Origin of the sequence: Sulfitobacter sediminilitoris, from assembly GCF_010667575.1 — a bacterium.
GTDB classification, from domain to species: Bacteria; Pseudomonadota; Alphaproteobacteria; order Rhodobacterales; family Rhodobacteraceae; genus Sulfitobacter; species Sulfitobacter sediminilitoris.
In genome coordinates, this window is sequence record NZ_JAABNT010000020.1 from 12809 (window position 1) to 37568 (window position 24760).

Genomic DNA, 24760 nt, shown 5'->3' on the forward strand with positions numbered 1-24760 from the left:
TCTTATCACAACAAGACCGAATAGAGGCTCTTTTCAAATTTTTATGTCGCGGCTCGAGGTGGATCACCCGGCAGTCGATTTCATCGCTCAGACCCTGGACGTTTCAGGGATGTTGACGCGGGAAAGGCGTAAGAAATGTCTGGGACGGACGGGCGCGTTCCCGAAACAAAGACAAAAACAACTCTAACCTGCGGAGATGGGCTCAAGCAGTTGAATTTGTCCCATCTCAAAACTGATTGGCAAAGCTTTTGAAGTCTGCGGGCATTGGTGCAGCTGTTGCGCGCCATCCTGGAAGGGAGGCAGGCCTTCGCGATGCTCTTAGTGATACCGTTCCACCTTTGCCTGCATGACGGCCCCGTCCTGCAGGCTATCAAGGACGATGTCGATGATCGTGTGCGCAATCCTGGAAGCGGTGCTGGGTGAGAAAGACTTCTTAAGGGTCTGCATTGTCTCGTCCTTCGTTTCTTGGCCGTCTGTGGCCTTGCCTGTACTTTATGGCATGTGATTCTGTTTCCGTCTGTGAGCTGGTTCACACAAGCGGAAACTTTGTCCAAAGAGGGATGAGAACTTGGGTTCAGCCCCAATGCGGGTTTGCCCACGCCCCCTTGTTTTCCCCCATCCCGCAGACATCAGGCGAGCGGGCCCTCGGGTGTTCAGCCCTCCGGCTCCTTTCAGGATTATTGGACCTTTTCGGTCTGGCGCTCTCTGTTCAAAGGGGCAAGACCCGCCCAGATCGCGCAGCCTGCAATCACCAAGTAGGCAGAAATCGTTTGAAAGAGGACACCGCCACTCACAAGCGACATCAGCAGGATTGTCGTAAAGATCAGGACCGGTGGGACAATGGCTTCTGGGAAATCACGTTGGTGGGCCCGTGTCATCTGGCGCACGTAGAAGCGAAGTACCAGAAATATCAGAGCACCTCCGCCAATGAGGCCAAAGGCCAACATAGCTTCTAAAGGGAAGTTATGACTATGAAAGGCAGATGCTGCATTGTCTTCGCCGAGTACCACTGGGAAAAACTGCAAGAGACCATGGCCGAACAGGGGTTTTTCTTGAATAACTTCGACAGTCTTGAGCCACAGCTGAATCCTTCCTGACGATGCGGCATTTAGGTCTGCTTCGAATGTCCTTCCAAGAAGTCTAGATAGAAATCCGAAGTCTGCCGTCGGGGTGGGAGGTAGGGCTGACAGTGCGAGGCCTGGGACTGCGGTTGCTGTCGTCTGAAATGCAAGTCGGGGTCGGAGCCGCGGGTTCAGAAGAACCACGATAGCTACCGCCCCGAAGAGACCCAGCACCTGACCGCGACTGCCACTCCAGAAGAGAAGCGCCCACAAGATGATGAGCCCAACCGGGCGCCACCACCGTGACGGAGAGAGACCCAGCGGGCGGGGCCAGGCTGGCGCCAGGCCTGCGGCCAATGCTATGGCCAAGAGGGCACCATACCACCGGACATTCTGAACGGGCGCAAAGGCGGCTTTCCAAATGAAGTCAGGCGCCTCAGATGCCACAAACACGATGTACGGAAGGAGCGGCAGATACAGCAGCATCGAAACAAAGATCGCGGTCCAGATTGATGGGGGCACCCCGTCTGACCACCGCGCAAACAAACTGATCGCTGAGATGACCCCAAGGAGAGTCAGGAGGTGGATCACGGCAGCGGGGACCAGGAGATAGTAGTTCGGCTGCGCGAAGAGGGTCGTGTAGACGAAGGCCCAGGTCACCAGGGCGATGAGCAGGACATCCAAGCGGGTTAGGGTGGCTTTCCGGTATCGACGCTGGCGCGCCGACGAGAGCGCGCAGATGATCAGGGTCAGCACGATCGCCACGTGACCCAGGCTGCGGTAGACGAAGTACTCGATGCCCGGGGCCAGGGGGTCTTCAAGCGATAGAACCAAAGCACCGCAGAGCAGGGGCCAGAGAGCCAGTACGCCGATCAGGAGCCGGAGCACGCCTTTGTGCGGGCCCTGGTGAGAGCTCTCTACCGCTTCACTGATCTGCTTGCGTCCCATGCCGACGACGATGACGGGAACCGCATCGATTTGCGACTGGGTATTGGTTCAATAGGTCAACGCTGCGGTGCTTTCGCCACATGTCGCTTTTTATAAGACGCCGGGCAGGGGCTGCACAACGAGAGTGATCGACTGGTCATCGTCTGACGTGTTTCGCTCTGCAAACCCCCGATAACGTCGACTATGCGCCATATGTCCAAAATTGACTCCGACCATAAATCTTGAGCCCGAGGTCGCCAGTGTTGGGCGTCGGTGATTTTGATCGACCGTGCGGTCTGACGTGAGCTATGATCACAAAAGACGCGTTCGATTAGATTGGATCACCAGCCCCTTTTCGCTCGACGATCAGGCCGTAGCTGTCCGGTTCCCTATGGCGTGCAAAGTCAAAAATTGTCTCCCGGTACCGCGTCCCCAAGTCCAGGTCGGCTTTTGCTGTGATGACCTCATCTTCCAATGTGCTGGCCATGGCGACAATCTCGCCTGAGGGGGCGATGATGACGGACTGACCAACCATCATCGAGCCTTCCTCCCGCCCGCATTTTGCGGTTCCTACGACCCACGACGCATTCTGATAGGCCCCCGCCTGCATACTGAGGTGGTTGTGGAATTGGGTCAGACTATCGATATCGGTGTGGCCGGTATGGTCGACGGGGGTATTATAACCCAACGCGATCAAGTCGACTCCCTGCAAACCCATGACCCGGTAGGCCTCTGGCCAGCGCCGGTCGTTGCAGATCATCATTCCTACGCGCCCTCCGAAGCCGTCAAAAACCGGGAAGCCGAGGTTTCCAGGTTCGAAGTATCGCTTTTCCAGATGCTGAAATGTCCGCCCCGGCTGCGGAGCGTCGTGACCCGGCAGATGTACTTTCCGATATTTTCCAATGATCTTGCCATCGGGTCCGACGAGCACTGAGGTGTTGAAGTGGCGGATGCGCCCCTCTTCAGATACGCGTTCAGCATAGCCGAGGTAGAAGCCGACCGCGAGTTCCGCTGCCGCCTCGAACAGAGGCTGGGTTGCAGGACTTGGTAGGTCTTCCTCGTACCACGCCTCCAATTCATCTTTGTCCTCGATCATCCAACGCGGGAAGAACGATGTCAGCGCGAGTTCCGGGAAAACCACCAGTCTCGCACCGCGCCCATGCGCTTCGCGCAGCATGTCGACCATACGTGCCACACAGGACTGCCGCGGTTCGGTCTTGGCGATGGGGCCCATCTGGGCGCTGGCAACAATGATCTGGCGAGACATGTCAAACCCCTCTTTTCGCGGCTGTGGCCGCGGCGTCCACCTTACCACCGATTATCACAACGCCATATTGGCTTTCGGCGCTTTCTTTTGACACGATGCCGTCCAACACGTCTTCAAGAACCGCGGCCGGATCGCGTTCGAAAGCTGGCCCATACCCTCCTGCAGAAGGCCCAACAGCCAGAAATGTGTCGCCCGCCGCAGCTGGACGATAAGGCACCTTGGACACCAGCGACTCGTCAGTGCCATCAGCGTGGATAAGGTGCAGTTCGGCGGGTTTGCCGTCGGCGCCGCCCTGAAAGCCCCAAGGGGGAAATCTGTGCCCCTCACCTTCGACGGAAAAGCCGCCCGGTTCAAGGAACTGAAATGCCCTTATGGCACCCACACCGCCCCGGGTGCGACCAGCACCGCAGGTGTCCTCACGCAGTTCATACTGCGTGACGCGCATCGGCAAGTGGCTTTCGATATCCTCGATCGGGTTGTTGCGGGTATTGGCATAGAGCGTGTCAACCGCATCCATCCCATCCTTGGTAAAGCGCCCACCATAAGACCCTTCGAAGATTTCCATATGCACCCAATGGGTTTCCTCGCGTAGGCCAGAAAAGGCGATCACCTTGAGGTTGCCAATCCCAGCAGAGACCTGTTCTGGAACGGCCTCGGCCAGCGCCTTCATCACCGTGTCGGCCAGCTGGTTGCCAGGGGTGAACCTGGCAATCACAGGGGCCGGGAAGATCGGATTGGCAAGGCAACCGCGCGGAGCGATGATTTCGATCGGGCGGGTGAGGCCCGAGTTCTGTGGGATCTCGCCATAAATGTCCGAATCCAGCAGAACCGAGCGCACGGTCAACCAGATCGAGATGTCTACCGTCCCGACCAACGGCATGTTGATGGGCCGGTCGCCGACTTGGGGAGCCGTGCCGGTCAAATCTACCACCATCCGGTCACCATCGATTGTGATTGTCACCACAATAGGTAGTTCGCTCCGTTCCGGGTCGCCAAGGAATCCATCGATGTGAGTGGTGGCGGAGTAGACACCGTCCGGCACATCGCTGATCGCCTGGCGCATCATCCGTTCTGAGTAGGCCATAAGCGCCTCTGACGCGGCCCGGATGGTAGCGACATCGTAGCGGGCGATAAGATCACGGAACCGTTCGGCCCCAATCTCGCAGGCCGCGACCTGAGCATCCAGATCACCCACGACCAGCGCAGGTGCCCGGACATTGTCGCGCAGGATCTGCCAGACGGCTTCGTTGCGCACCCCCCCATCGACCACCTTGATAGCCTTGAACTGCAGGCCCTCCGCGTAGACGTCCATGGCATCGACAATCCCGCATGACCCGGGCGACAAGGCGCCAACATCTAGATGGTGCGCTGTCGTTCCGGCAAAGCCGACCAATTCATCTCCGTGAAAAACCGGCATGATCAGCGCAATATCCGGGCCATGGGACGCCCCGCCGTAAGGATCGTTGTGCATGATCACATCGCCAGGGGCAAACGTGTCACCACGGGCGGCAAGCACCTCGATCACGTTCTTCACGTAGCCTGGGATGGGACCGGATTGCAGCGGGGTCGACTGGACGGATTCTGCCAGCTGGTTTCCCACATGGTCAGTCAGAGCCGTGCCGAAATCCTCGGACTCTCGGATGATGGACGAATAAGACATCCGCATCAGCTTGTAACCCATCTCTATCGCGATGTTCTGCAAGGCGCCTTGGATGACGCTGGCGGTGACTGGGTCAATCTGGCTCATGACAGCCCCCCGATCTTAATAATGATATTGCCTGCCCGGTCCGCGACAAAGCTGTCGCCTGGCCGCACGATGGTTGTGCTGTCTTGCTGTAGGATCACGGCTGGGCCAGGAATCTGTTGATCCAATGGCAGGGCGTCACGCCGGTAGAAGGTGGTCTGCACTGTTTCCAAGTCCGTACCGACCCGGAAGACCGAAGGTCGGGTTGCTACCTTTGCTGCCTCCAATGATCCGCTCGTCGGGGGTGTCTGCGCCCTGATCTTTTGGGTTTCACCGATGCCGGTGACCCGAACGTTAACGATCTCCATGGGGCTACCGGGGAAGGATCGGCCGTACTCGGCTTCGTGCCGGGTCTCGAATTCCGCCCAGACGGCGGCCTCGGCGGCGGCGTCAAACGCGCCACCCGGCACGTTAATCCGCAGTTCGTAGCCCTGCCCGACATAACGGATATCGGCGGTGCGCTTGAAGGTCACGCGGGCCTCATCCACGCCATCGGCGGTGTACTGGGCCAGGAGTGTGGTTTCCATGTCGGCAAATCGCTCTTCGATCTGTCCATGGTCCATATCGTTTGAGAAAACGAACGCCGTGCGGATCGCATCGTATTGCAGGTCAGTGGTCAATAGACCCATGGCGGAGGTGATACCGGGATGCGATGGCACGATCACCTCGGGTATCGAAAGCATCGCCGCAACGTCTGCGGCCTGGAGGGGGCCGCCGCCACCGAAGGCCACCAGTGCGAAGTCGCGCGGATCCAAGCCCTTCTGCACTGTTCGGGACCGGATCGCGTTGGCCATGTTGGCATTGATGATCGTTATCACGCCTTCGGCTGCGGCCAGCCTGTCCATGCCTAGTTGCGTCGCCAACCGGTCCAGAGCAGCTTGTGAGGCCTCTACGTCCAGCCCCATCTCTCCGCCCAAAAAATTATTCGGGTCGAGGCGACCCAACACAACGTTGGCGTCTGTTACGGTGGGTTCCGTACCCCCATGACCGTAGGCAGCAGGGCCGGGGCGTGCGCCTGCCGAACGAGGGCCGACCTTGAATGCACCCCCCTTGTCCTGATGCGCAATTGACCCACCGCCAGCGCCGATGGTGTGTATGTCGATCATCGGTACCATCAGCGGGAACCCGGCAATCCAAGTGTCGCGCGGGGATGCCTCAGCGAAGCGACCTTCGGACACGATTCCGATATCAGCTGAGGTGCCGCCCACATCAAATGTGATCAGCGAGGTGCGCCCCGACAGCCCACCGGTCCAAGCCCCACCCAGAACCCCTGCCGCAGGGCCTGACAAAAGTGTGACCACTGGGCGCTCCGACACCATCGCCGCCGTCGCCGCACCGCCATTTGACGCCATGATATGGAGGTCGGCTTTCAAGCCGGCTGCGGCCAGTTCGCCTTCCAGCGAAGAGACATAGTCCCGCACCTTCGGTCCGACGAAGGCATTGATGGCCGAGGTCGTGAACCGCTCAAACTCGCGGAACTGGGGAGATACAGAGGAAGACGTTGTTACGAAGGCCTCGGGGTGCTCTTCCAGCACCAGCGCCTTGGCGCGCTCCTCGTGCGTCGGGTCTAGGAAGGCAAACAGAAAGCAGACCGCGATCGAATTGACCCCGGCGTCGCGCAGTTCGCGCGCAGCGGCTCGTACTGCGGTTTCGTCCAAAGGTACGAGAACCTCGCCTGACGGTGGCGCGATCCGGTGTGGCACCGTTTTTCGGTAGCGCCGTTTTATCAGAGGCCGATCCTGCCATGGGATCTCTTGCTGGATCGAAAAGTGCTGCGGCCTTTGGTGACGCCCGATATGGATGATGTCACGGTAGCCCTGATTGGTGATCATCCCGCAATTCGCACCATCATGCTCAAGGATCGCATTCGTGGCAGTCGTCGTGCCGTGATAAACATGGTCGATGCTCGCCCTGTCTACGTCGAACCGGTCGCAGAGAGCACTGATCCCCCCTAAAACGCCTCGTGCAGGATTGTCGAGAGTGGTGGGCACCTTGTGGATATGGGTCAACCCACCTTCGGTGTCGTGAAACACGATATCCGTAAATGTTCCACCAACATCAACACCGATTAGCCGCATGTCCAACTCCTACGCTTTCCGCATTCCCGTGGCGGTCGAGGTCTGGGAAGCAAACAATCCGCGTCACCACCGCTTTGAACCAATATGTTGGCAAGCTGGTGTTTTCTGCAATTAGAAACTTCGTTGCAGAATGCCCGTGCTCGTTGTGGCAAAAACACAAATTGAACTTGCCGACTAGATTAGGTGTTCAGTCCCGGCATCTGGTGGATCGGGCTTAAGATGAATCGATCTGGTTCTGCTGTCCAGATTTTGCAGATGTATTCGTATGGCGTGAGATCGCTAAGTGTTTTGAGGCGGCGAGATGGCTGCGAAGCTGTTCGTGTCTGTCGTAGTGATACTGAACAGAAGATCGAGAAATCAATGACCATTGTCGCGATTCAGACCCAGAAGGCAGAGGCATCGCCCTCAATCATGTACTTTGCGACGTCTGATGAGACGCCCTTGGGGTTGGACCCGATTAACCAATGCATCGCGTGCGTGACTGACAGGGACGTCATTGTTTCTCCGTTCGGCAGAAAAACCGTCTCAAAGATACTCATTTCTGGATCGAGCACGGATTTGTGCCGTGTGACCCTCGACAGTTTTGACGACGATTTGGAAGTGTCCATCTCTCAGGAAGCCGCGCCAGGCAAGGTGGTCTTTGAAGGCGTACACTGCGTCTCAGACAAAGGCGACGGTATCTTTGAAATCACCTTCTTTGGAACCTACTCTGATCTGCACAAAGCAGTTCTGGATGCTGGGATGACCGAGGTGGAATTCAAGCGTGACGTCTCCGACCCTTTCCGAGCGATTATCATGTGTCAGAATTAGGTGATTGGGCTGTGCCGCTATGGTCCGAACCGAATTCCTCGGTGAAGGGCTCTACGCCCATCACGGCAAGGTCACCGATGTAGGGCGAGGTAGCTTCCCAATCTCCTGTTATCCATCGTTCTGCGGCCGCGTCAAAAATCAGATAAGAACAATACAATTCGACACAGTCACTAATCTGGAATCGCGCCGAGCGTTTAGGCTTCACCGAGGGTTTTGGCAATAGCCTGTAAAATCACAGCATTGGTATTCAAGTCAGTATAGGTCGAGGTTACCCGACCGGTCTTACTGTAGATGCTTGACGCAAAGCCGCGCTTGGTACGGGCCTTTTTGCGGACATGGGTGAGCAGTTTGTCGGAATAGGCATGGGGTTTGCAGGCTGCCCATAGATAGGCGGCCTTGCTGCTGACCACCAGATTCTCACGCCAAAAGCTGGGATCTGCGAACTGCGGCTCATAACCCACCGTATCAAGTGCCCAGGTCCGCTCCAGCGCGTCCATCTGCAGCCCTTGGTAGGTAAACCAGGGCGCACGATCAATCGGCCCCTCAGAAACTGCGATCAGTCGGCCGTTTTCCTCATGATCTTCGAGCTGGGCAGCGAAAAGCACCTCGGCAAGATAGGCGCTTTCCCGCGACATCCCCAGCTCCAGCGCCTCCAGTAGAAGAGGTTCCGCGCCAAGGGGGCCGATCCAGGAGACAGTCTCAAGAAGCGCCATCTGATCATCGTAGGGGGAAGAACCGGAAAAGACTTCGTAGGGAGATGATACGCCGATGCCCCAGGCCCGAAAGGCCCGCGCAGAATAGTGCGCGCTGTGCGAACGATAGACCGAGTGCAACGCGCCGTCGGTGACTGAGTGAACCTTGCCCTTAATCACGATCTTGTCCAGATCCCAGCTTTCCACAAGAACGCTCAACCTATCCTCCAAGCCAAAGGTGCGCTTTAGATTGACAAAGGAGGCCAGCAGACGGCCCGCGTCACTGCCGTCAAAATCCTTATTGCCCCATTTCTGCCGATCGACCCGAAGCCATCCTTGTGGCAAGAGGCGGCCCTGGGATTGTCGTCCCCGAACCTGCGTCAGGATCTGCAAGATATTACGCTCAAACCTTTTTTCGCCTAGCAGCCCCAGCTGCCGAGCGGCAATCAGCGCATTGATGTGGCTGCCCACATCCCACATCGTCACGGTTGGATGCACACGCCCGCCTGTTGCGGAGAAGTCCACGGTCGCTGGACAGAGCCCCGTGTTTGGGACCGTATGCTCCTCAAAATAGCCCCAGGCAATCTTGGCATCTTCCAAGAGGACCTGCCGGTTTGCATCTGATGGAGCTATGCGGCGTGACCGGGTCTTCGGCAGGCTGGCGATGGTGCGGCGCTGACGTTCGATTTCTGCCCCTTCTGGGGCGATCATTTGCCCGAGGAACTGAACCGGCACGATTTTCGTCACCCCGTTGGCCGCCAGCGCCTTAAGCTGGTTCAATAGGGAGGTGCGTGCAAAAGGCTGCACAAGCGCCTCGGGACGGATCGAAATCACAAGGTCGTTGATCCGCCCAAGAGTTGTCGACAGCTGGGTGGCTTCTTGAGGGGTCGCGATATCGATGCTGGGCAACCATAGGACCCCACACCTGTCAAAGCCTGGCGCTTCCCTGGAGGCATCGCTGAAGGCGAGGCTGTGCCCTGGGGGCAAGGCCTTCTCAGGCGCTTCGGGCAGCTCCACGAGACCCATACGACAGGCACGTGTTACCTCGATGAGGTTGCTCTCCGCTTTGTCCTCAATACCATCCACTGACACGGGTAGCCAATAGTCAGTTGCCCGGCTGGCCTCAAAGTGGCCCAGCCTCTCTCCGACGCTGGCAAGAATCCCCTGCGCCGTCAGCTCCTCCAGAAAGATCTGAAAGGCCTTCGTTTCCGTGCGGTTGCTCGGAGCAGGGCGCGCCAGATGGAGGGCCAGGAAACGTTGAAACCCGTAGTTGTCCCGCAGCTGAAGATCCGAAACCAGCTGAACGGTGTTTTTTCCGGTGCTTTCGGACGCCAGCAGAGCTTCTCCCAGCTTCGAAACCCGGGCAAAAACCTCATCCACGGTGTGGCGCTCAAGGTCGCTTGCAGAGATATAGAGGAGCGCTTGGGTTGCTTTCGCCTCGCTCTCGATTTGAGCCATAGGATCGGAACGAAGATCAAACCTGCGCCCGCCAAAGAGGCGCACAACGCCGTTTGGCCAGGTCTCTGAGGAGACGGGCCTATCCCTCTTCGGAAGTGCGATGACCGTATTTACACCAGCTGATCTGACGCCCGTCGGCGATCTGGGACTTTCAAGATCATCACATGCGACAACCCTGAGCAGGGACTGGGATGTTTGTCCATCATGAGACCGCGCTCGGACCCGCCGGAGGATCGCACCGGCCTCCCGCACGCTGCGCCCCTGAAAATATGCGGAGCTATTTGATAGTTTGGGCACGAAGGGGACCACATCGACGCGGTGGCCCTGCAGGGCGTACGCGGCAAGCAAAGTGGACAGTCGGTCTTCCGGCTGCAAAGGCTGCCCGTCTGCGCCGAAGGGGTTTACCACAATGGAAAATGGCAGGCCCTTCTCAGTAAGCGCATCAAAGAGCGCCAGCAAATGCGCAACCGAAACCTCTGGGGTGATGTCCGTGATAACAAGGCAGGTGACCCGGTTTTGAAAGCCTGGCGCCTGCGCAAAGCCTAAGGCTGGGAACGCTGCCATTGTCCCGGCCGACCCAAGAAGAAAACTCCTGCGTTTCATGCGGTTTTCTCCCGGTGCAGCAGATCACTGCCGTGACGTTTTGATTTTCCCCATACCGCGAGCCTCCCCGAGAGCGCCCGCAGAAGGGCGCGGAACACAGTCAGATAAAGAAGCGGGCGATAGAAAATGCGCTGGAAAGGCCACATTAGGATCAGACTTTTTTTCGCCGTTCTTTCTGTCAGAACAGCGAATGTCGCAATCAGGAACTCCAGTGCTGGTAGGGCCAAGTAGGCCCAGAGCATCTCGGATGAGACCAGTGGAGCTGCCTCGCCCACCTCACCTGACCAACTTCCTGCAATCAGGTGATAGGCGAGGATAAGCACGAAAAGATCAGCGATCGGCGCCAGCAGCGGAAAGAGATAGCCAAAGATCAACATGTCGGGAATGGAAGCGAGGCCAACGCTGCGTGCTTCCAGAATGGCTTTCTTGTGCTTCCAAGCACTTTGGAACATGCCGAGCGACCAGCGCAGCCGCTGTGTCATGAGCGCACGAATGGTTTGCGGGACCTCGGTGTAGGCGACGGCGCGTTCGTCGTAGACAATACGGTACCCGGCACGGTTCACCGATATCGTGAGGTCACAATCCTCGGTTAGGGTCTCCGGACAAAAGAGCCCTGCCTTGTGCAGCGCCGCCACGCGCCAAGCCCCGATGGCCCCTGGGACCACTAGAATGGCGTTGATGTGGTCGAAGGCGCGGCGTTCAAAGTTCTGCGCCGTGACATACTCAAGCGCCTGCATTCGCGTCAGCGTGTTTATCGGATTCCCCACCACAATCTTACCCGCAACAGCTCCGACGCGTGGGTTCTGAAAATGCGTGACCAGTTTTGACACCGCATCCGGTGCCACCTGCGTGTCCGCGTCAATGCAGACCGCGACATCGACATCAAGCGTCAGGATCGCACGGTTCAAGGCGCTCCATTTGCCCTGGTTGGGATGAGAGATCATGCGCACATTTGTTTTGTGCTTGAACTCAAGAATTTCGTTCAAGGTCTTGTCGGAGGAACCATCATCGACAACGACAACCTCCAACCAGGGATAGTCGCTGGCGAGCACGCTTTCGATGCACTTTCCGATGGCCGCTTCTTCGTTGAAGGCCGGGATAATAACCGCGACCTTGGGGTTCGGGCCACCCACGACAGCTCGGTGACGGCGGCGAAGTGCCGCCAAAGCAAGGATGACTGCAGACCGGCAGAGACCGATGAGTAAAACAACCCAGAACACCAGCACAAGACCGTTGAATGTGCTCGATGCAAAGGCAAATGAGATGCGATCAAAGATTGGCTGAACGCCCGTCACTGTTGGCATGAGGGCAGCCTCATCGAAGCCCATAACATCACCAATCGATTTGAAACTATATCCCCTTCCCCGGAGCTCCGAAATGATGATTGGCAGCGCTTCAACAGAGGCCTTGCGGTCGCTACCACCCCCATCGTGCAGCAGGATCACATTGCCCGCGCCCGCTTCCACCTCGCGAATGACGTAGGTAGCGATCTCGTCGCTGGTCAAACCGAGCCAGTCTTTTGGAACGACGTCCATGCCGTAATTAATCTGCCCACGTGACTGAACGGTGAGCAGCGGCTCGATCCGGTCCGCACTGATCGGCCCGCCGCTCCGCAGAAAGGGCTCGCGGTATAGTCGTGTGGTCCGGCCCATAGTACCGGCCACTGCGCGGTCGGTGAGCGTATGCTCGAAATGCGTACGTAAAGCCGAGATCTGATCCATCCGCGGGTGTGAGAAGGAATGGGTGCCAACCTCGTGGCCCGCCTCCACCACGCGTTGCAGAATATCCGGATGGTTCATCACGTTCTGGCCGAGCACGAAGAAGGCCGCCGGTGTGCCGGTCTCTTCAAGAATATCGAGAATGCGCGGCGTGAATTCGGGATGGGGGCCGTCGTCAAAGGTCAGAACCAGCTCACCAGGTGCAGGTGCTCCGTACCGTTCAAGGCGGTAGGGCTCCGGATAGGCTTCATAGAGCTGATTTTTTACAAGGCCAGTGACCGGATCGACCTCGAAGGTGCGGAATCCGAACTTCGCGCGGTCCAATACGCGCAGCGCTGGACCTTCCCCAATATACTGGACGTAGGTGTCGATCATTACCCCCGATAGCGCCGGATCGTCCAAGCGCGCCGACGTGAGCTGCCCCTTCAACAGAGGCCACAATCCGGGATCTTCCTGGCCAAGGGACCAGATCCCTACATTTGCAAGGCCTATTTGTTCCAGGATCGACAACTGGTTGAAGGCGGATGCTACATCCTGTAGCCATACTTTCTGCCTTCTACCTTCAGCGTTCCGAAAGGCCGCAAAGCTTCCTGAAACCTCCTCAGTGAAGGTCAGCTGAGCCTTAGCACCTGTGACCGCAGATAGCGCCTCGCCGTAGGAAAGTCTGCGCGGCAAAGGTGCGCCACTTTCCCAGGAGGCGCCAAAGGTGCCGATGGCGAGAACCAACCTCTCATAGCCAATGGCTGCCATCGCCTCTTGAGCACGCTCCAAGAACCAAGTGTTTTCACTCAAGGGTCTCGGGGCCGAACCCACCCAGGGCTCGTAGAAAAGCTTGACGATCACATGGTCGAAGCCATCGGTGAGATCCCGCTCCACCCACGTGGCATCGTTCCCGCTGACAATAAGACAGGAACGCAGACCTGCCTCTTCAAGCGATTGGCGTACGTCATCCAGTAATGGCTGAACCTCGCCCCGCGCGGCCCGCGGAAGCTGATCCAGATCGAGACAGGCTCCGGCAGCCCCGACAGCCTTGAGGGCGCGGTTGAGATCGGAAACCAGTGCCCTGCGGGTCTGGTCCCTGGCAATTTTGGTACCGAAATCGGACTGCACTGGCCATAGTTCGACCTGAATACGCGGCATAAGCTCAGGGGGCGTGATGGCCGCGGCGACATAGTCATCAACGGGCATCCGCGTGTCCTCACTCACCAGATCAATGGCGAAGCCATTTGCCAGTTCAGTCACCGTGATCCAATCCGGTACAAGAACGTCGATTGTCTCACAGCTCTTATCGAGCGACAGGTGCGCCCAGTCTAGCGCGACTGGCAAGTGTGCAAAAACGCGCGAAAAGCTGGCCCCGGCCGCCATAGCGGCAAAGGGCGGGGCCTCAGCTTCGCAGGTACCGGACGCGGAACGCTGCACCTCTGGAAGACCCTGAGCGAAAGCAGCCAGTGCGGGACCCTTCTGCGTCGGCAACGCAGTCGCTGAGGCCCCCATTGTTCTGGCCGGATCAGACCCAGTGGTTTGTGCGCCGACAAAGAAGAAAAATGTCCAAAGCAGAAGGGAGGTAACCACAAGAACAAACCTGCGGCGCAACCGCTTCCGCCGGCCCTGCAAGGGGTCACTGAAGACGATTGGTTCGGCCGAACCCGTCTCCAGTAACTCATAGTGGAATGCAAACCGTTTCATGAACCTTTGTGGTCCTCGGCCCCCGAATGGAGAGCAGAGATCACCTTTGGCTCGACCAGAAGTCTAATTCTAGGATCGCTTAAAGACACGAGCTTCCCCGTCCGCAGAGACCGCCGATCCGCGAGGAGATTGGCAATCGGAGGCCCCCACCCAGTGACCTGTCGATAAATCGACAATAGCTAAGTATGTCTAAGAAAGCCAAACTCTTGACGCATTTTGCCTGATTTTCGACAATTTTCCCTTCTGATTGGCGCTGAGTGATGAACAATCAGACTGAGGTCTTGTTTCTGTTTCGAAATTGAAGCGGGCCTCTTGTTGAACGCTGGGTGAAGCCTAGGTGAGTCGCCACCCCCCACCCCTTCACAAATCCCCAATAATGAACGCAACACGCGGCAGAGCGGTCAGACCGGACGGATACCATTGATCTTAATAGCAGCTGTCCACTTTTGATTGCATGGCGACCCCGTCCTCAAAGCTATCAAGGACGATGTCGATGATCCTGCGCGCAACCTGGAAAGCGTTGCGGGTGGCGTTTGACTGAATAACGGTCTGCATTGATTTTTCCCAAGTGTGTTTACCAACTCTGGCCTTGCACCAACTTTATTGCATGTGAGTCCGTGCCCGTCTGTGAGCTTGTTCACACAAGCAAGACATTCGTCCAAGAACGGATCGTCATCTGCGCCGAGATGCCCTGCCGGGAGTGTCTCACTACCTTGAGCGGCCGGACGTTTACCGTGGCCTCGTGTTTCGCTCCACGAATACTTTCTGGGCCTCGATTCCATACAAGCCTTGAAAAGATACGGGACGTGGCAGAACCTACTGCCGTGCTCAGCTTGAACATTGCTTGCATTTGGGAACCGTCTGATGCCTGAGACAATTGAAGAAATGGAAGCTGCCCTGAGCCACTATGAAGAGGTAATAAGAAGCGGAAGATTTACGAAAGCAGAGCTCGCAGAGCTGCCCGCTGCTTTCAGAAGGTCTGGTCCGTGGAGTTTTGAATCAGTCAGAGAAGTCAAGAGCCTAGGCTCGGAGCCGGCATACCGAGCGCGCCTCGAAGATGCCCTTGCAGCTTATCGTGCATGGCCACTGTTTCGCCACGCTGACGAGCCGCCCTTCCACCATTCCAGGGAGACACGCTCTCGTCATATAGACATGCCGCTCTTTCGTCACTCTGAGAAAAAATAGAACACATTTTCCATGATTGCCCTGGCGATCTAAGGTGAATTCTCAATGCTGAGTCGCAACAAAACCGCCGGAAGAGCCAAAAAAATCGCGAAGACTCGGTCTGAGACTGTCGCCTGAGCTCTGGGCTCTCCTACCTCTGTGCCAGGGGAGAAGCAGTTACAGACAGCTCGCACGGGCCACCTCTCAATATTGCGCCGTAGCCGGGCGTTCGCCCAGCCGACCGGGAGCGCAGATGGTTCATTCACCAGGAGTGAGATGATGCCCAGTCGACGCAATACGCCCGCCCATTCACTCAAAACACGCATCGCTTGATAGATATGGCGCCAAGGTGCTCAGGCGTCTTCTCGCTGGTTGGTTGCTGGCAACCGTTCGGAATCATTGACACTTCTTGGCAGGCTTGAAGAGCCGTTCCCTTCCTTCGATTGGGGCTCTCAGATAGCCGGCAAACGCTGCTTTTGAGCGGAGAGGGCCAAGACAGTCAGGTTGCAACGCGAAGCAAGGAGAGTCTTGCCAAGGCTATAATTGCCCGCAAAACAATCCCGCGATTTCTCTTGCACGAGTGCTGTTGTTTGAACCCTCGGTCTTCGGCAAGTGTATCATTTTCGCCGCATCTAGAGGTCGTATCACAACGAAGGGTGTAGAGTAGCTTCAAAGTGTGGACTACGATCTCCTCGCGTGCGAACTATTTCTTACTGCGTGAAGTCCGAGGTTTAGATGCGTCTCACTGCGCTTGCCCTGTCGATCATTTTGCTTCTGTCCGCTTGCGACGGGTCAGGTGCGTTCTCTGCGTTCTCTGTCAGGTCAGACTCGTCACGCGATACGTCTAACCGAGAGTACTATAAGAGCGACGATCCCATGATTGTTGGACGGGTTCTGTTTCAGGACGAGGCTTATGGGCGAGCTTACTCGAAGTTTAAGAGGGCATTGGACCACAATCCAGAAGACCCAGCAGCTCTTTTGGGGTTTGCCGCCTCTGCTGACATGTTAGGTCGGTTTGACCAGTCAAACCCCGCCTACGCGAAGTTGCAGAAGCTGATTGGAAACCGGATCGAGTACCAAAACAATCGTGGCTACTCCCTCTTGTTGCAGGGTAATTTGATAGGTGCGCGTAAACACTTCATCCGAGCATATGAGTTAGACCCGTCGAATGAGCGGGCGGCAAATAATCTTGAGTTGCTTCGTAACTCGGTTAACTACCCTAAGCGGTCCCGGGGAGACATTAAGCCGTTATAACTATACTTGATCAGGTGACTGACATCTTAATGGCCCTGGTGATGGTGGGCTTGGTTTGTCTGATTTCCCGGATTGCTTGGACTGATTTCACTACTCTCAAGATAAGCAACGCGTCAGTCCTCCTTTTGATTGGCCTCTATGTTCCTTTTGGTGCGTTGGGTAAATTTGAAAGTTTCGGCGCCGATGTGGCGGCAAGCGCTCTTCTGTTCACAATTTCTTTCGCGCTCTGGTTGATGCGTGCAATTGGGGCGGGAGATGTAAAGCTCTATGCAGCATTGGGGCTCTTTGTTGGGATGCCATATCTGGGAGTCTATGCCGTCTTGTTGTTGGCGGTAACAGTTCTTTTTCTGCTTCTTTTGTTTCTGTTAGGGAATGGGTTTGGGAGCGGCCTATTTTCCACTCGCTTTCGGCAGATAAAGGAGAGTGGTAGGGCGCCTTACGGCCTGCTAATGTGCATCGCGGCCGTCCCCAGCATCTTGCTCCGAGTGTCGATGTCGCCTTGATTTTGGTGTATTATCAGCTCAAAATGATCTTGTTCAGCTAATTCAACTTAGAGTGAAGGGCTTAAAGACCTGTAATGAAGCAGTTTTTTCGTTCTGAAGACGGATATGTTTTGCTTTTTGCGATCCTTGTTCTTCCGGTCTTCATTTGGTTTGGTCTTCTAATCATTGATGTGAGCCGCGGAAACAACGCGCATGGAGACCTACAGTCTGCAGCGGATGCACTTGCTTTGGCGGGAGCAAGGGAGTTGGACGGCAGGTCCGATGCGATTATGCGGGCCAAAGCGGCTATGTCAAACCTTCAAAACTCCGTAAGCATGCTGGGCCTGGAAGAGAGCGAAGCACAGATTCCTTTGAATTATGATGACGCTGATGATCGCCCGTTTGATGTCGTCTTTCTTAGAAACATACCAGACGATGATGCAACACCCATAGACGCGGACTGGTTGGCAGATAATGAAACGATTGACGGCACTGAGGCTAAGTTTGTTTACGTTCGAGCGCAGTCACAAGATTTGCAGACTTTCTTTCTTGATCCTCGGAGTTTTAGTAGGTCTTCTGTACCGATTGCCGCCAGTGCCGTCGCAACAAGTGCAGTGCCGGTGGCTTGTAATGTTATTCCAATCTATATCTGTAACCCTTTTGAAGCCACTTTGAATCCCAATCTCAACTCGCGTTTCGCGGCCGGTGAGCTCTATGGGCGTCTTATTGAGCTGCACCTTGACCAATCATCGTCACCGGGTCCTGGCAATTTCGGATTCCTAAGAACGGCTGCGGGGTCTGGCGGCGATGTGTTGCGAGAGGCACTTGCGATCGGAGATTCGGGGGTATGCTACAGTCAAAGCGCTCTGGACACGGAACCGGGGCAAAACGTTGGTCCCATCGAACAGGGGATCAACACCCATTTCGGTTTATATGCAGGCCTATTCTGGCAGCGGCGGAACGATCCGAACTACCGACCAGCCTTAAATGTGCGCATGGGGCAAACCCAAGACGCGCAATATTGCAGTGTCTATGATGAAGAGCCCGATAACCATGATGCCATGGCTCTTCCCCGAGGCGAAGCGATGCTTGCACTGCCCGGTGGGTTTATCAGCGACAGCCGAGAATGGAATATCGATCTTTATTGGGATATCAGTCATGGTGCCCCTTGGGATGAACCGCTCCCTGGCGAGGCAGGTTATGTACCTCCGCCGGCCCCAACGGGCGACATATGGGTTAAAAACACGTATCCTGGTCCAACTGGAACGGCGCCCGCGACACCGTCCCGTTATGACACCTATATGCACGAAATTTATGAAGAACGTCTGGGTGACGAGGCGCCAAATGGTGAAGTCGGTGTATCACAATGCACGGACCTCGACCTCGGCGATTACACCGGGCCCGAATATCGGGACCGGAGGGTAATCTTCTCGGCTGTAATAAACTGCCTAGAGCACAACATACAAGGCGCTGCCACAGACATCCCAGCCGAGACATTTGTGAAGATGTTTCTGACCAAACCGGCTGTCGTTAATGGCGCAACGAAGTACCTCTCTATGGAGATTATTGACGTCACCGGATCAGGTGGGAGGGGCACGATGGCGGAACTGCTTCGGGAAGAGTCCTTCTTGGTACGCTAGGTGCTGAGACAGTTTGCGGGCGATTGCTTCGTTTAGTGTGACCGAGCTGAAACATGGTGCAAATTCTGAGACGTCCAATGCTTAACATCAAAGTAGCTGCCCACCTCCTGATCCTCGTTTGGTAGTCCATACTTCGGAAAGCCATATATAGATGAAGCAAATGGTGAACATTTTGCTCTAAACAGCTTTCGTCGAAGACATCTGGTGGCTTGGTATCTTGGCAGCAAGGGCCAGTTGATGATCTCAACGCGCATCCGTCGACTGCTACGTCCAATGTGTTTCGTTTCTCTAGAAAGCCTCCTCTGGCTGGCCAGATGTGATCGTTAGTGCATGACTGGCCTAAACCGGGGGGGCATTTCAATCATGCGGATATATGCAACCTCAACACATTGCCCTGGATTGTGCTCTCTTTGTCTTTCTTATTGATATAAGTCAATTCTTTACAGTAAATTGGCAGTTAGATTGGACTCGTACCTTTAACCATCGGCTTGGTAGAAAACCCTGTTCAGGGTCTTTGCCCGTCTGAACGTAGAAAATAAGAAATGAGGGGAAACTCTATGATTAGCAACTTTGGCCTTTATTTGGCTACTTTGGTCCACCGCTTCCGAAAGGAAGAAGATGGCTTGGCCTTGACGGAATATCTTATCCTGTTGGGGCTTCTTACTGGCGCTGTGATCGTTGCAGTTTTGGCGTTTGGTACTCAGCTTGGCGTTTTGTGGCAGGAATGGGCCACTTGGCTGGAAAATGAGACCCGTTTGGGAGCGCCGTCCTAACTAGGCTCACTCTAGCGCGCTGGCCTTGCGGGCGCGCATTGCCTTAAATTGTTGAAGACGTGCATCGGTTTGAGGAAAAGGCCTGGTTGGCAGAATTGTGGCCTGCCTGAATCTTGCTCTCAATGGTATCTTCATTGAGAGTAGGTGCTACTTCGGTGCTTAGATTAGGTAAGGGGTATGCGATATGAGGTATGCGGCGATTTTCAGTCTCCTATTGGCAGCTGTACTTGCATCTGCAGCCGTTTATGGGGCTCGGACGTGGCTCCTCAGCGAACGACAGCAGCTTGTCGATGTCTTGGAGGAGGAAGAGAAACGCCAAGGCGAGGCACCGAGAGACACAATCGTTGTCGCAGCTGAGCAGATACAGTTTGGCGAGCGTATCGTGCAAACAGCCTTGATGGAGATCGAATGGTCCGGAGCAATCCGCCCTGAAGGCAGTTACGCGCAGATTTCTGATCTCATTATTGGCGATACCGATGAAACAGTTCGGTTTGCCGTAACGCCAATGGCCGTCGGCGAACCAGTCCTGTCTTCAAAGGTCACCGAGCCTGGCCAGCGCGCTAAATTATCTACCGCTCTGGCACAAGGAAAAAAAGCTGTTTCCATTCGTGTGAATGATGTCCTTGGTGTTGCTGGCTTCGTGTTGCCAGGCGATCGGGTGGATGTTCTGCTGACGCGTGACGAATTTGTGGACGTGCTCTTGCAGGGCTTGAAAGTGCTTGCGATTGATCAGATTGCGGACGAGCTCAAAGATAATCCAAGTGTAGTGAGAACGGTGACCTTTGAAGTCAATACGGAGGAGGCCCAAAAGCTTGTTTTGGGGGGAAATGTTGGGACATTGTCACTCGCGCTGCGTAATGTGGGCTCCGCAGAGATTGAACAGATAGCGCGGGTTACAATTGATGATCTTAGCGACGTCGACGTTGCCGATGATTTGGTTGAGGCAAGACTAAATGAAATCCGAAATGCGGCAGCGCAAGGGGTTTCCGATGACCGGCTAAGAGAACTAGAATCCTCCTTGGGGGATGTTCTTGCTGATTTGTCTGCGAAATTGGATCAGGTCGAGTCTAAGCTGCGAGAACTTGAGAGCCCGAACACACCCGTACGAGGTCAACTTGTGTTCGACAACATTGACGACCTTCTGCCGCCTGATCTGGGAGAGTGCACGATTGGTGTTATTCGCAATGGGCAGCGGAACGAGTACAAGGTTGACCGAACGGATCTTGAGAAGGAAGCAGACGTCGTTGAAGAGGCGGTCTCTGAATAGGTGATTGCTCTCGTGTCTTACGCGAGACGCTTGAATTTGATTGTAGGTACTGAGCAGCAGATCGGAAATAAGATGGCTATCATTCAAAGGGTAAGAGTTTTACACTCTAGGCTTTGGCGCGCACGAGGAAACAGGCTGCGTGATTTATGTGCAGTTTTCATACTGCTATTGCTATCTGCCACAGCGCAAGCACAGGAACAGAGTATCATCATCGATGATGGCGTTGCCTCTCGTGTTCGTATGAACCCGAACGAGACCCTAAGCATCAAGACGAATATGCCATATGCGGATATTCTGATCGGAAACACTAACCTGATAGATGTTTTTCCACTTACTGACACGACTCTTTATGTCCAGTCCAAGGGTACAGGCCTTACAAACATCACGTTATACTCCACTGAAAAGCAGCTTCTCGAAGTAATTGATGTTCGTGTAAGAAGTGATTTTTCCGAACTTGAATCCTCTTTGCGAGCGGCCGTACCAAGTGCGCAGGTGTCCGTCACCAACGTCAACGACCGGATACGTTTGTCGGGCCAAGTCAAGGACGCAAGAGATTTGCAGACCGTGGTTGAGATTTCCGAGCAGTTCTCGGAGGAACCCGTAATAAATTCTGTTCGTGTCGCTGCGGCTCAGCAAGTTGAACTAGATGTCCGCATTCTCGAGGTTGAACGCAACTCAGGCCGTAGTCTTGGGATCGGACTCAGGGGCACTAACCAGAGTGGCGATACCACAGTACAGACAAACCCAGGCGGCATAACAGGGGGGGCGTCTGTACCTTTTGGTACGTTTATTGGAGATCTACTCGAAGTAAACGGAACGCAAATCGATATTATTATCAATGCGTTGGAGCGCAAAGGACTTGCTCGACGCTTGGCCAATCCCAAATTGACAACAACGAGTGGAGTCGAGGCGAATTTCGTTGTGGGGGGCGAGGTGCCAATCTCTCGCCCAGTTTTTGGTGAAAGTGGAAATGTGGCTCCGCAAACAGACTACCGGGAGTACGGCGTAAAACTGAATTTTGTTCCGAGGGTATTGGACCAAGGGTTGATTTCGTTGCGTGTCACTCCGGAGGTTTCGGATGTGGATTTCTCGAATAGCGTGAATGGAAATCCAACGTTCTTTACTCGCCGTGCGGATACGACTGTTTCCCTTCGGGATGGGCAGAGTTTTGCGATCGCAGGCCTGCTTCAATCTGACAACGCGCGAAACATTGAGCAGCTCCCATGGCTTGGCCAAGTACCAATAATCGGGGCGCTTTTTCGGTCAACTGGTTTCCAGAAAAGCGAAACTGATCTTGTAATAGTTGTGACCCCGCGTTTGGTGCGTCCGGTCTCTCCGGACGAGAAGCTGGCATCACCGTTAGATAACACGCGGTCTTCCGATGACGTTGAGCTTTTCCTTTACGGTATGCTCGAAGTCGATCGAAGGCTTCTGCGGCGCTTTCGGGAAGGTGATGGCGTAGTCGGGCCATATGGTCACATGATTGAGCTGGAGTTTGACGATGCGCTTATCAACAAAAAGTAAGCTTGGGTCACTCGGACTGGTTGTCCTGCTAAGCATTTCAGCTTGCGACGACTATTTAAATAATCGTGATAGAGTTTCACCGCATACTGGTGACGCGATGGATGCTAATACGGCAATTCAAACAATCGACCCGTGGCCGCCAACATCCTACGATACGAGAATTCCAGTCGGTAACTGATCCCAGCCGTGATGGGCCAGACTGCAGGAGGGGCATCCAGTACTTCGCCCAAGCATCAAATGAAAGAGAAGTTGCGTGTGGCAAAGGATCGATCGATTGCAGGTGGCGATGGAGTACGATGACACTGCTTAGCGTTGTAAGCCGATTTTTTCGCGAAGAGCTTGGCGTTGTGTTGATCGAAACGCTATTGGCTATCCCTTTCCTGACCTTGCTAACGTTCACCATCCTTGAGTTTGGCAACATCCTTTGGCAGCGTGAACAGCTTCAAACCGGTGTCAAGGATGCTGCCCGTTATTGGGCACGCTGCCGCCCAGTTGACGGCAATGGTGCTGCCTTCATGCCGTGCAGCATCGACACTGCGCGAGCCATAGCTTTCACGGGGCTCCCGAGTGGTGGCGCGCCGCGTGTTCCTGGCTGGGATGAAAGTTCAGAACTGACTATTGTTCCCGGAGTTCCACCGGGTGTGCCGACCAGTGATGATCTGGTAGTTGTTTCGGGGGCCGTGACGTACCAGGGCTCGCCAATGCTTAACGCGATTTTCCCAGATAGCTTTAGCATGGGCTATTCTTTTCAAACTCGGTACATAGGATGGTAGACCGTGGGTCTTTACAGGCTTTCTTCGATGAGGAAGACGGGGTCACTCTGGTGGAGGCCCTGCTGGTCACGCCTATCGTGATTCTAGCTATTACCGTTATGGTGGAGCTTGGTGTCGCGATGTTTCAATGGAACCAATCAGTGAAAGCCATTCAAATCGGCGCACGCGCCGCATCTGTTTCAGAGCCATTGATGACATGGGAGACCTATGAAGCGGCCATGATGAGCGATTGGTCTGGCACAAACGAAGGTGATCCGACGCCGGTTGCCGCGGTAACGATCTCGTGTGGGGCTGGTTCCTCGCCCTGCGATAGCGATGGAATGGATCGTTTGCTCACAGGCGGTGATGGAGCCTGTGGTGAAGGGGGTCTTCCTATTGGGATGTGCGACGTCGCCCCCTGGATCAGGGCTGAAAATGTTCTGGTCACTTATTCTCGCAGTGGCCTTGGATATGTGGGCCGACCCTGCGGTCCGGTAAGTACGGTGACTGTTGAATTAAGTGATGTGGAGGTGGAACTGCTCTTTCTGGATCGGGTACTGGAACTCTTCATTCCCGATAGATCACCTTTCGAGAAGATCACCATTCCTCGGCACAGGGTAAGCGCAACGAGTGAAGACCTCAGCAATTCAAATAAATCATGTTGAGAAGGTAAGTATTGGGAAATGGATAAGATTTTATGAGCACTGCAGCACTGACACGCGTTGTAATCGTTTTGGGGAAGGAGCTCGAAACCAGTAATGTGGCTGAAATCATCGCGAATAATCCGCGGTATGTTGTGACTACGCTTCGCATGAATGAAATCGCCAAGAGCGCGAGTTTGCCAGACGCCGACGTAGTCCTTGTTGACTTCAATATGATGGGGGATGAGGAACGACAAATCTTCTCCGAAGTGCGCGCCAATGCCTCCGATAAGCCGCTGATTGTAGTGTCCGAAAAACTTGAACCTGACGCGATGCGTCATCTGTTCAAATTCAACGTTGACGATTGGCTTAGTAAGCCCGTTGAACCAGAAGCCCTTTTGGATGTGATCACCAACTCAGTGCGTGCAAAGCGCAGTGACTCGCATCAAGTGAATGCAGTGATATCTTGCGTTGGAGGGGCCGGTGCGACCACTGTTGCGATAAATATGGCCGATATCGCTTGCAAATCGCGGCCGAAGAGGAAGTCAGGTGTTGCATTGGTGGACCTCGATTTCTCCACTGGTAATTGTAGCTATTTGCTTAACATGGTGAGCACCTTCAACCTTGGAACTGTTGCATCCGCACCAAGTCGAATCGATCAAGAGTTCATCAGCGTAATCCAGCAAAAACATGATGCGGGATTCTTTCTCTATTCATTTAAACGGCCAGAAGTGAACACTGATCCAGGTAGTATTGAATTGGTTCTTCGTCTTCTGGATGCCATCAGTTTAGAGCATTCAAACGTATTCCTTGATATTCCCTATTATGAAACGCCATGGCGCAGCAATGTCTTGTCTGCGGTAGATACTTACACATTAGTCACTGAATTGAACTTGCCCGCGATCAAGCACACCTTAGACTTGATCGAGCACATCAAAGAGCTGCGCGGTGGTCATCTATCCATGCATGTCATCTTTAATAAGCACTCGAGAAAGCTGTTTGGCGCACGGATCACATCTCGTCGGATCAAAGAGTTGTTGGGAGATATTCCTTTCAGTTATCTGCCCAGTGACGGCTCTATGCTCGGCGAGGCGGCCGACCGAGGTGTCCTACCAAGCGAGATTTCGACACGATCGCCCTTTCTTAAGAAACTGGCCAATTACATGGAAACTGCTAGAATTTCAACGGGGACGACCACGTGAAGCAATGTGAAATCAAA

At 55.0% G+C, this 24760-nt stretch carries 19 protein-coding genes and 1 pseudogene; 11 read left to right on the forward strand and 9 right to left on the reverse strand.

The window, feature by feature from the left end; all coding sequences use genetic code 11:
- Positions 1-318 precede the first annotated feature (318 nt).
- The 6 genes and pseudogenes from GV827_RS23895 to GV827_RS20265 form a co-directional block, all read right to left on the reverse strand.
- The gene (locus GV827_RS23895) at positions 319-447 is read right to left on the reverse strand and encodes a hypothetical protein (RefSeq protein ID WP_268895768.1); all 129 of its coding nucleotides are present in this window, start codon (positions 445-447) and stop codon (positions 319-321) included.
- Between the two features lie 230 nt (positions 448-677).
- Positions 678-2009 carry an O-antigen ligase family protein gene (locus GV827_RS20245; RefSeq protein WP_164355632.1) on the reverse strand — a complete coding sequence of 444 codons (1332 nt, stop codon included), beginning with the start codon at positions 2007-2009 and terminating at the stop codon, positions 678-680.
- 310 nt (positions 2010-2319) lie between these two features.
- Positions 2320-3255 (reverse strand): N-carbamoyl-D-amino-acid hydrolase, encoded by a 936-nt coding sequence (locus GV827_RS20250; RefSeq protein WP_164355633.1) that lies wholly within the window; start codon positions 3253-3255, stop codon positions 2320-2322.
- A gap of 1 nt (position 3256) precedes the next feature.
- Complete coding sequence (locus tag GV827_RS20255) at positions 3257-5002, reverse strand: hydantoinase B/oxoprolinase family protein (RefSeq protein WP_164355634.1); 1746 nt, start codon at positions 5000-5002, stop codon at positions 3257-3259.
- Positions 4999-7077, reverse strand: a complete 2079-nt coding sequence (locus tag GV827_RS20260) for a hydantoinase/oxoprolinase family protein (protein WP_164355635.1) — start codon at positions 7075-7077, stop codon at positions 4999-5001. Before GV827_RS20260 ends, GV827_RS20255 begins: the two co-directional genes overlap by 4 nt.
- 179 nt (positions 7078-7256) lie before the next feature.
- Positions 7257-7474, reverse strand: a pseudogene (locus GV827_RS20265) (IS481 family transposase); the annotation flags it as partial.
- On the opposite strand from GV827_RS20265, the gene GV827_RS20270 reads away from it, so the two are divergent.
- Entirely contained in the window at positions 7438-7887 is a 450-nt protein-coding gene (locus tag GV827_RS20270; RefSeq protein WP_164355636.1) for a hypothetical protein, read from the forward strand. The pseudogene GV827_RS20265 and the gene GV827_RS20270 sit on opposite strands and share 37 nt — an antisense overlap.
- A 194-nt stretch (positions 7888-8081) precedes the next feature.
- Here GV827_RS20270 and GV827_RS20275 read toward each other — a convergent pair whose 3' ends face one another.
- Positions 8082-10037: a DUF3131 domain-containing protein gene (locus GV827_RS20275; protein WP_164355637.1), complete on the reverse strand. Its 1956-nt coding sequence runs from the start codon at positions 10035-10037 to the stop codon at positions 8082-8084.
- A 318-nt stretch (positions 10038-10355) separates the two neighbouring features.
- Between GV827_RS20275 and GV827_RS20280 the strand changes: the two genes are divergently transcribed.
- On the forward strand, positions 10356-10583 hold the full coding sequence (locus tag GV827_RS20280) for a hypothetical protein (RefSeq protein WP_164355638.1): 228 nt from the start codon (positions 10356-10358) through the stop codon (positions 10581-10583).
- Positions 10584-10636: 53 nt separating this feature from the next.
- Here the strand turns inward: GV827_RS20280 and GV827_RS20285 are convergent, their stop codons facing one another.
- Entirely contained in the window at positions 10637-14044 is a 3408-nt protein-coding gene (locus GV827_RS20285; protein WP_164355639.1) for a glycosyltransferase, read from the reverse strand.
- Positions 14045-14470: 426 nt separating this feature from the next.
- Positions 14471-14599, reverse strand: coding sequence for a hypothetical protein (locus GV827_RS23900; protein ID WP_268895769.1), 129 nt, complete (start codon positions 14597-14599; stop codon positions 14471-14473).
- Positions 14600-16084: 1485 nt separating this feature from the next.
- Between GV827_RS23900 and GV827_RS24130 the strand changes: the two genes are divergently transcribed.
- The 9 genes from GV827_RS24130 to GV827_RS20330 all read left to right on the forward strand — a co-directional run bounded on the left by GV827_RS24130 (position 16085) and on the right by GV827_RS20330 (position 24743).
- Positions 16085-16462, forward strand: a complete 378-nt coding sequence (locus GV827_RS24130; protein ID WP_164355640.1) for a tetratricopeptide repeat protein — start codon at positions 16085-16087, stop codon at positions 16460-16462.
- Positions 16463-16491: 29 nt separating this feature from the next.
- Entirely contained in the window at positions 16492-16965 is a 474-nt protein-coding gene (locus tag GV827_RS20295) for a prepilin peptidase (protein WP_164355641.1), read from the forward strand.
- Positions 16966-17039: 74 nt separating this feature from the next.
- Positions 17040-18584, forward strand: a complete 1545-nt coding sequence (locus GV827_RS20300; protein WP_164355642.1) for a TadE/TadG family type IV pilus assembly protein — start codon at positions 17040-17042, stop codon at positions 18582-18584.
- 557 nt (positions 18585-19141) lie between these two features.
- Positions 19142-19357, forward strand: a complete 216-nt coding sequence (locus GV827_RS20305) for a Flp family type IVb pilin (protein ID WP_164355643.1) — start codon at positions 19142-19144, stop codon at positions 19355-19357.
- Between the two features lie 184 nt (positions 19358-19541).
- Positions 19542-20624, forward strand: coding sequence for a Flp pilus assembly protein CpaB (cpaB, locus tag GV827_RS20310; protein WP_164355644.1), 1083 nt, complete (start codon positions 19542-19544; stop codon positions 20622-20624).
- A gap of 72 nt (positions 20625-20696) precedes the next feature.
- A complete protein-coding gene (locus tag GV827_RS20315) occupies positions 20697-22148 on the forward strand; it encodes a type II and III secretion system protein family protein (protein WP_204326003.1) in 1452 nt (483 codons plus the stop codon).
- 296 nt (positions 22149-22444) lie between these two features.
- Positions 22445-22921, forward strand: a complete 477-nt coding sequence (locus tag GV827_RS20320) for a TadE/TadG family type IV pilus assembly protein (RefSeq protein WP_164355645.1) — start codon at positions 22445-22447, stop codon at positions 22919-22921.
- 50 nt (positions 22922-22971) lie between these two features.
- The gene (locus GV827_RS20325; protein ID WP_204326004.1) at positions 22972-23565 is read left to right on the forward strand and encodes a TadE/TadG family type IV pilus assembly protein; all 594 of its coding nucleotides are present in this window, start codon (positions 22972-22974) and stop codon (positions 23563-23565) included.
- Between the two features lie 32 nt (positions 23566-23597).
- Complete coding sequence (locus GV827_RS20330; RefSeq protein WP_164355647.1) at positions 23598-24743, forward strand: AAA family ATPase; 1146 nt, start codon at positions 23598-23600, stop codon at positions 24741-24743.
- The last annotated feature ends 17 nt before the right edge of the window (positions 24744-24760 follow it).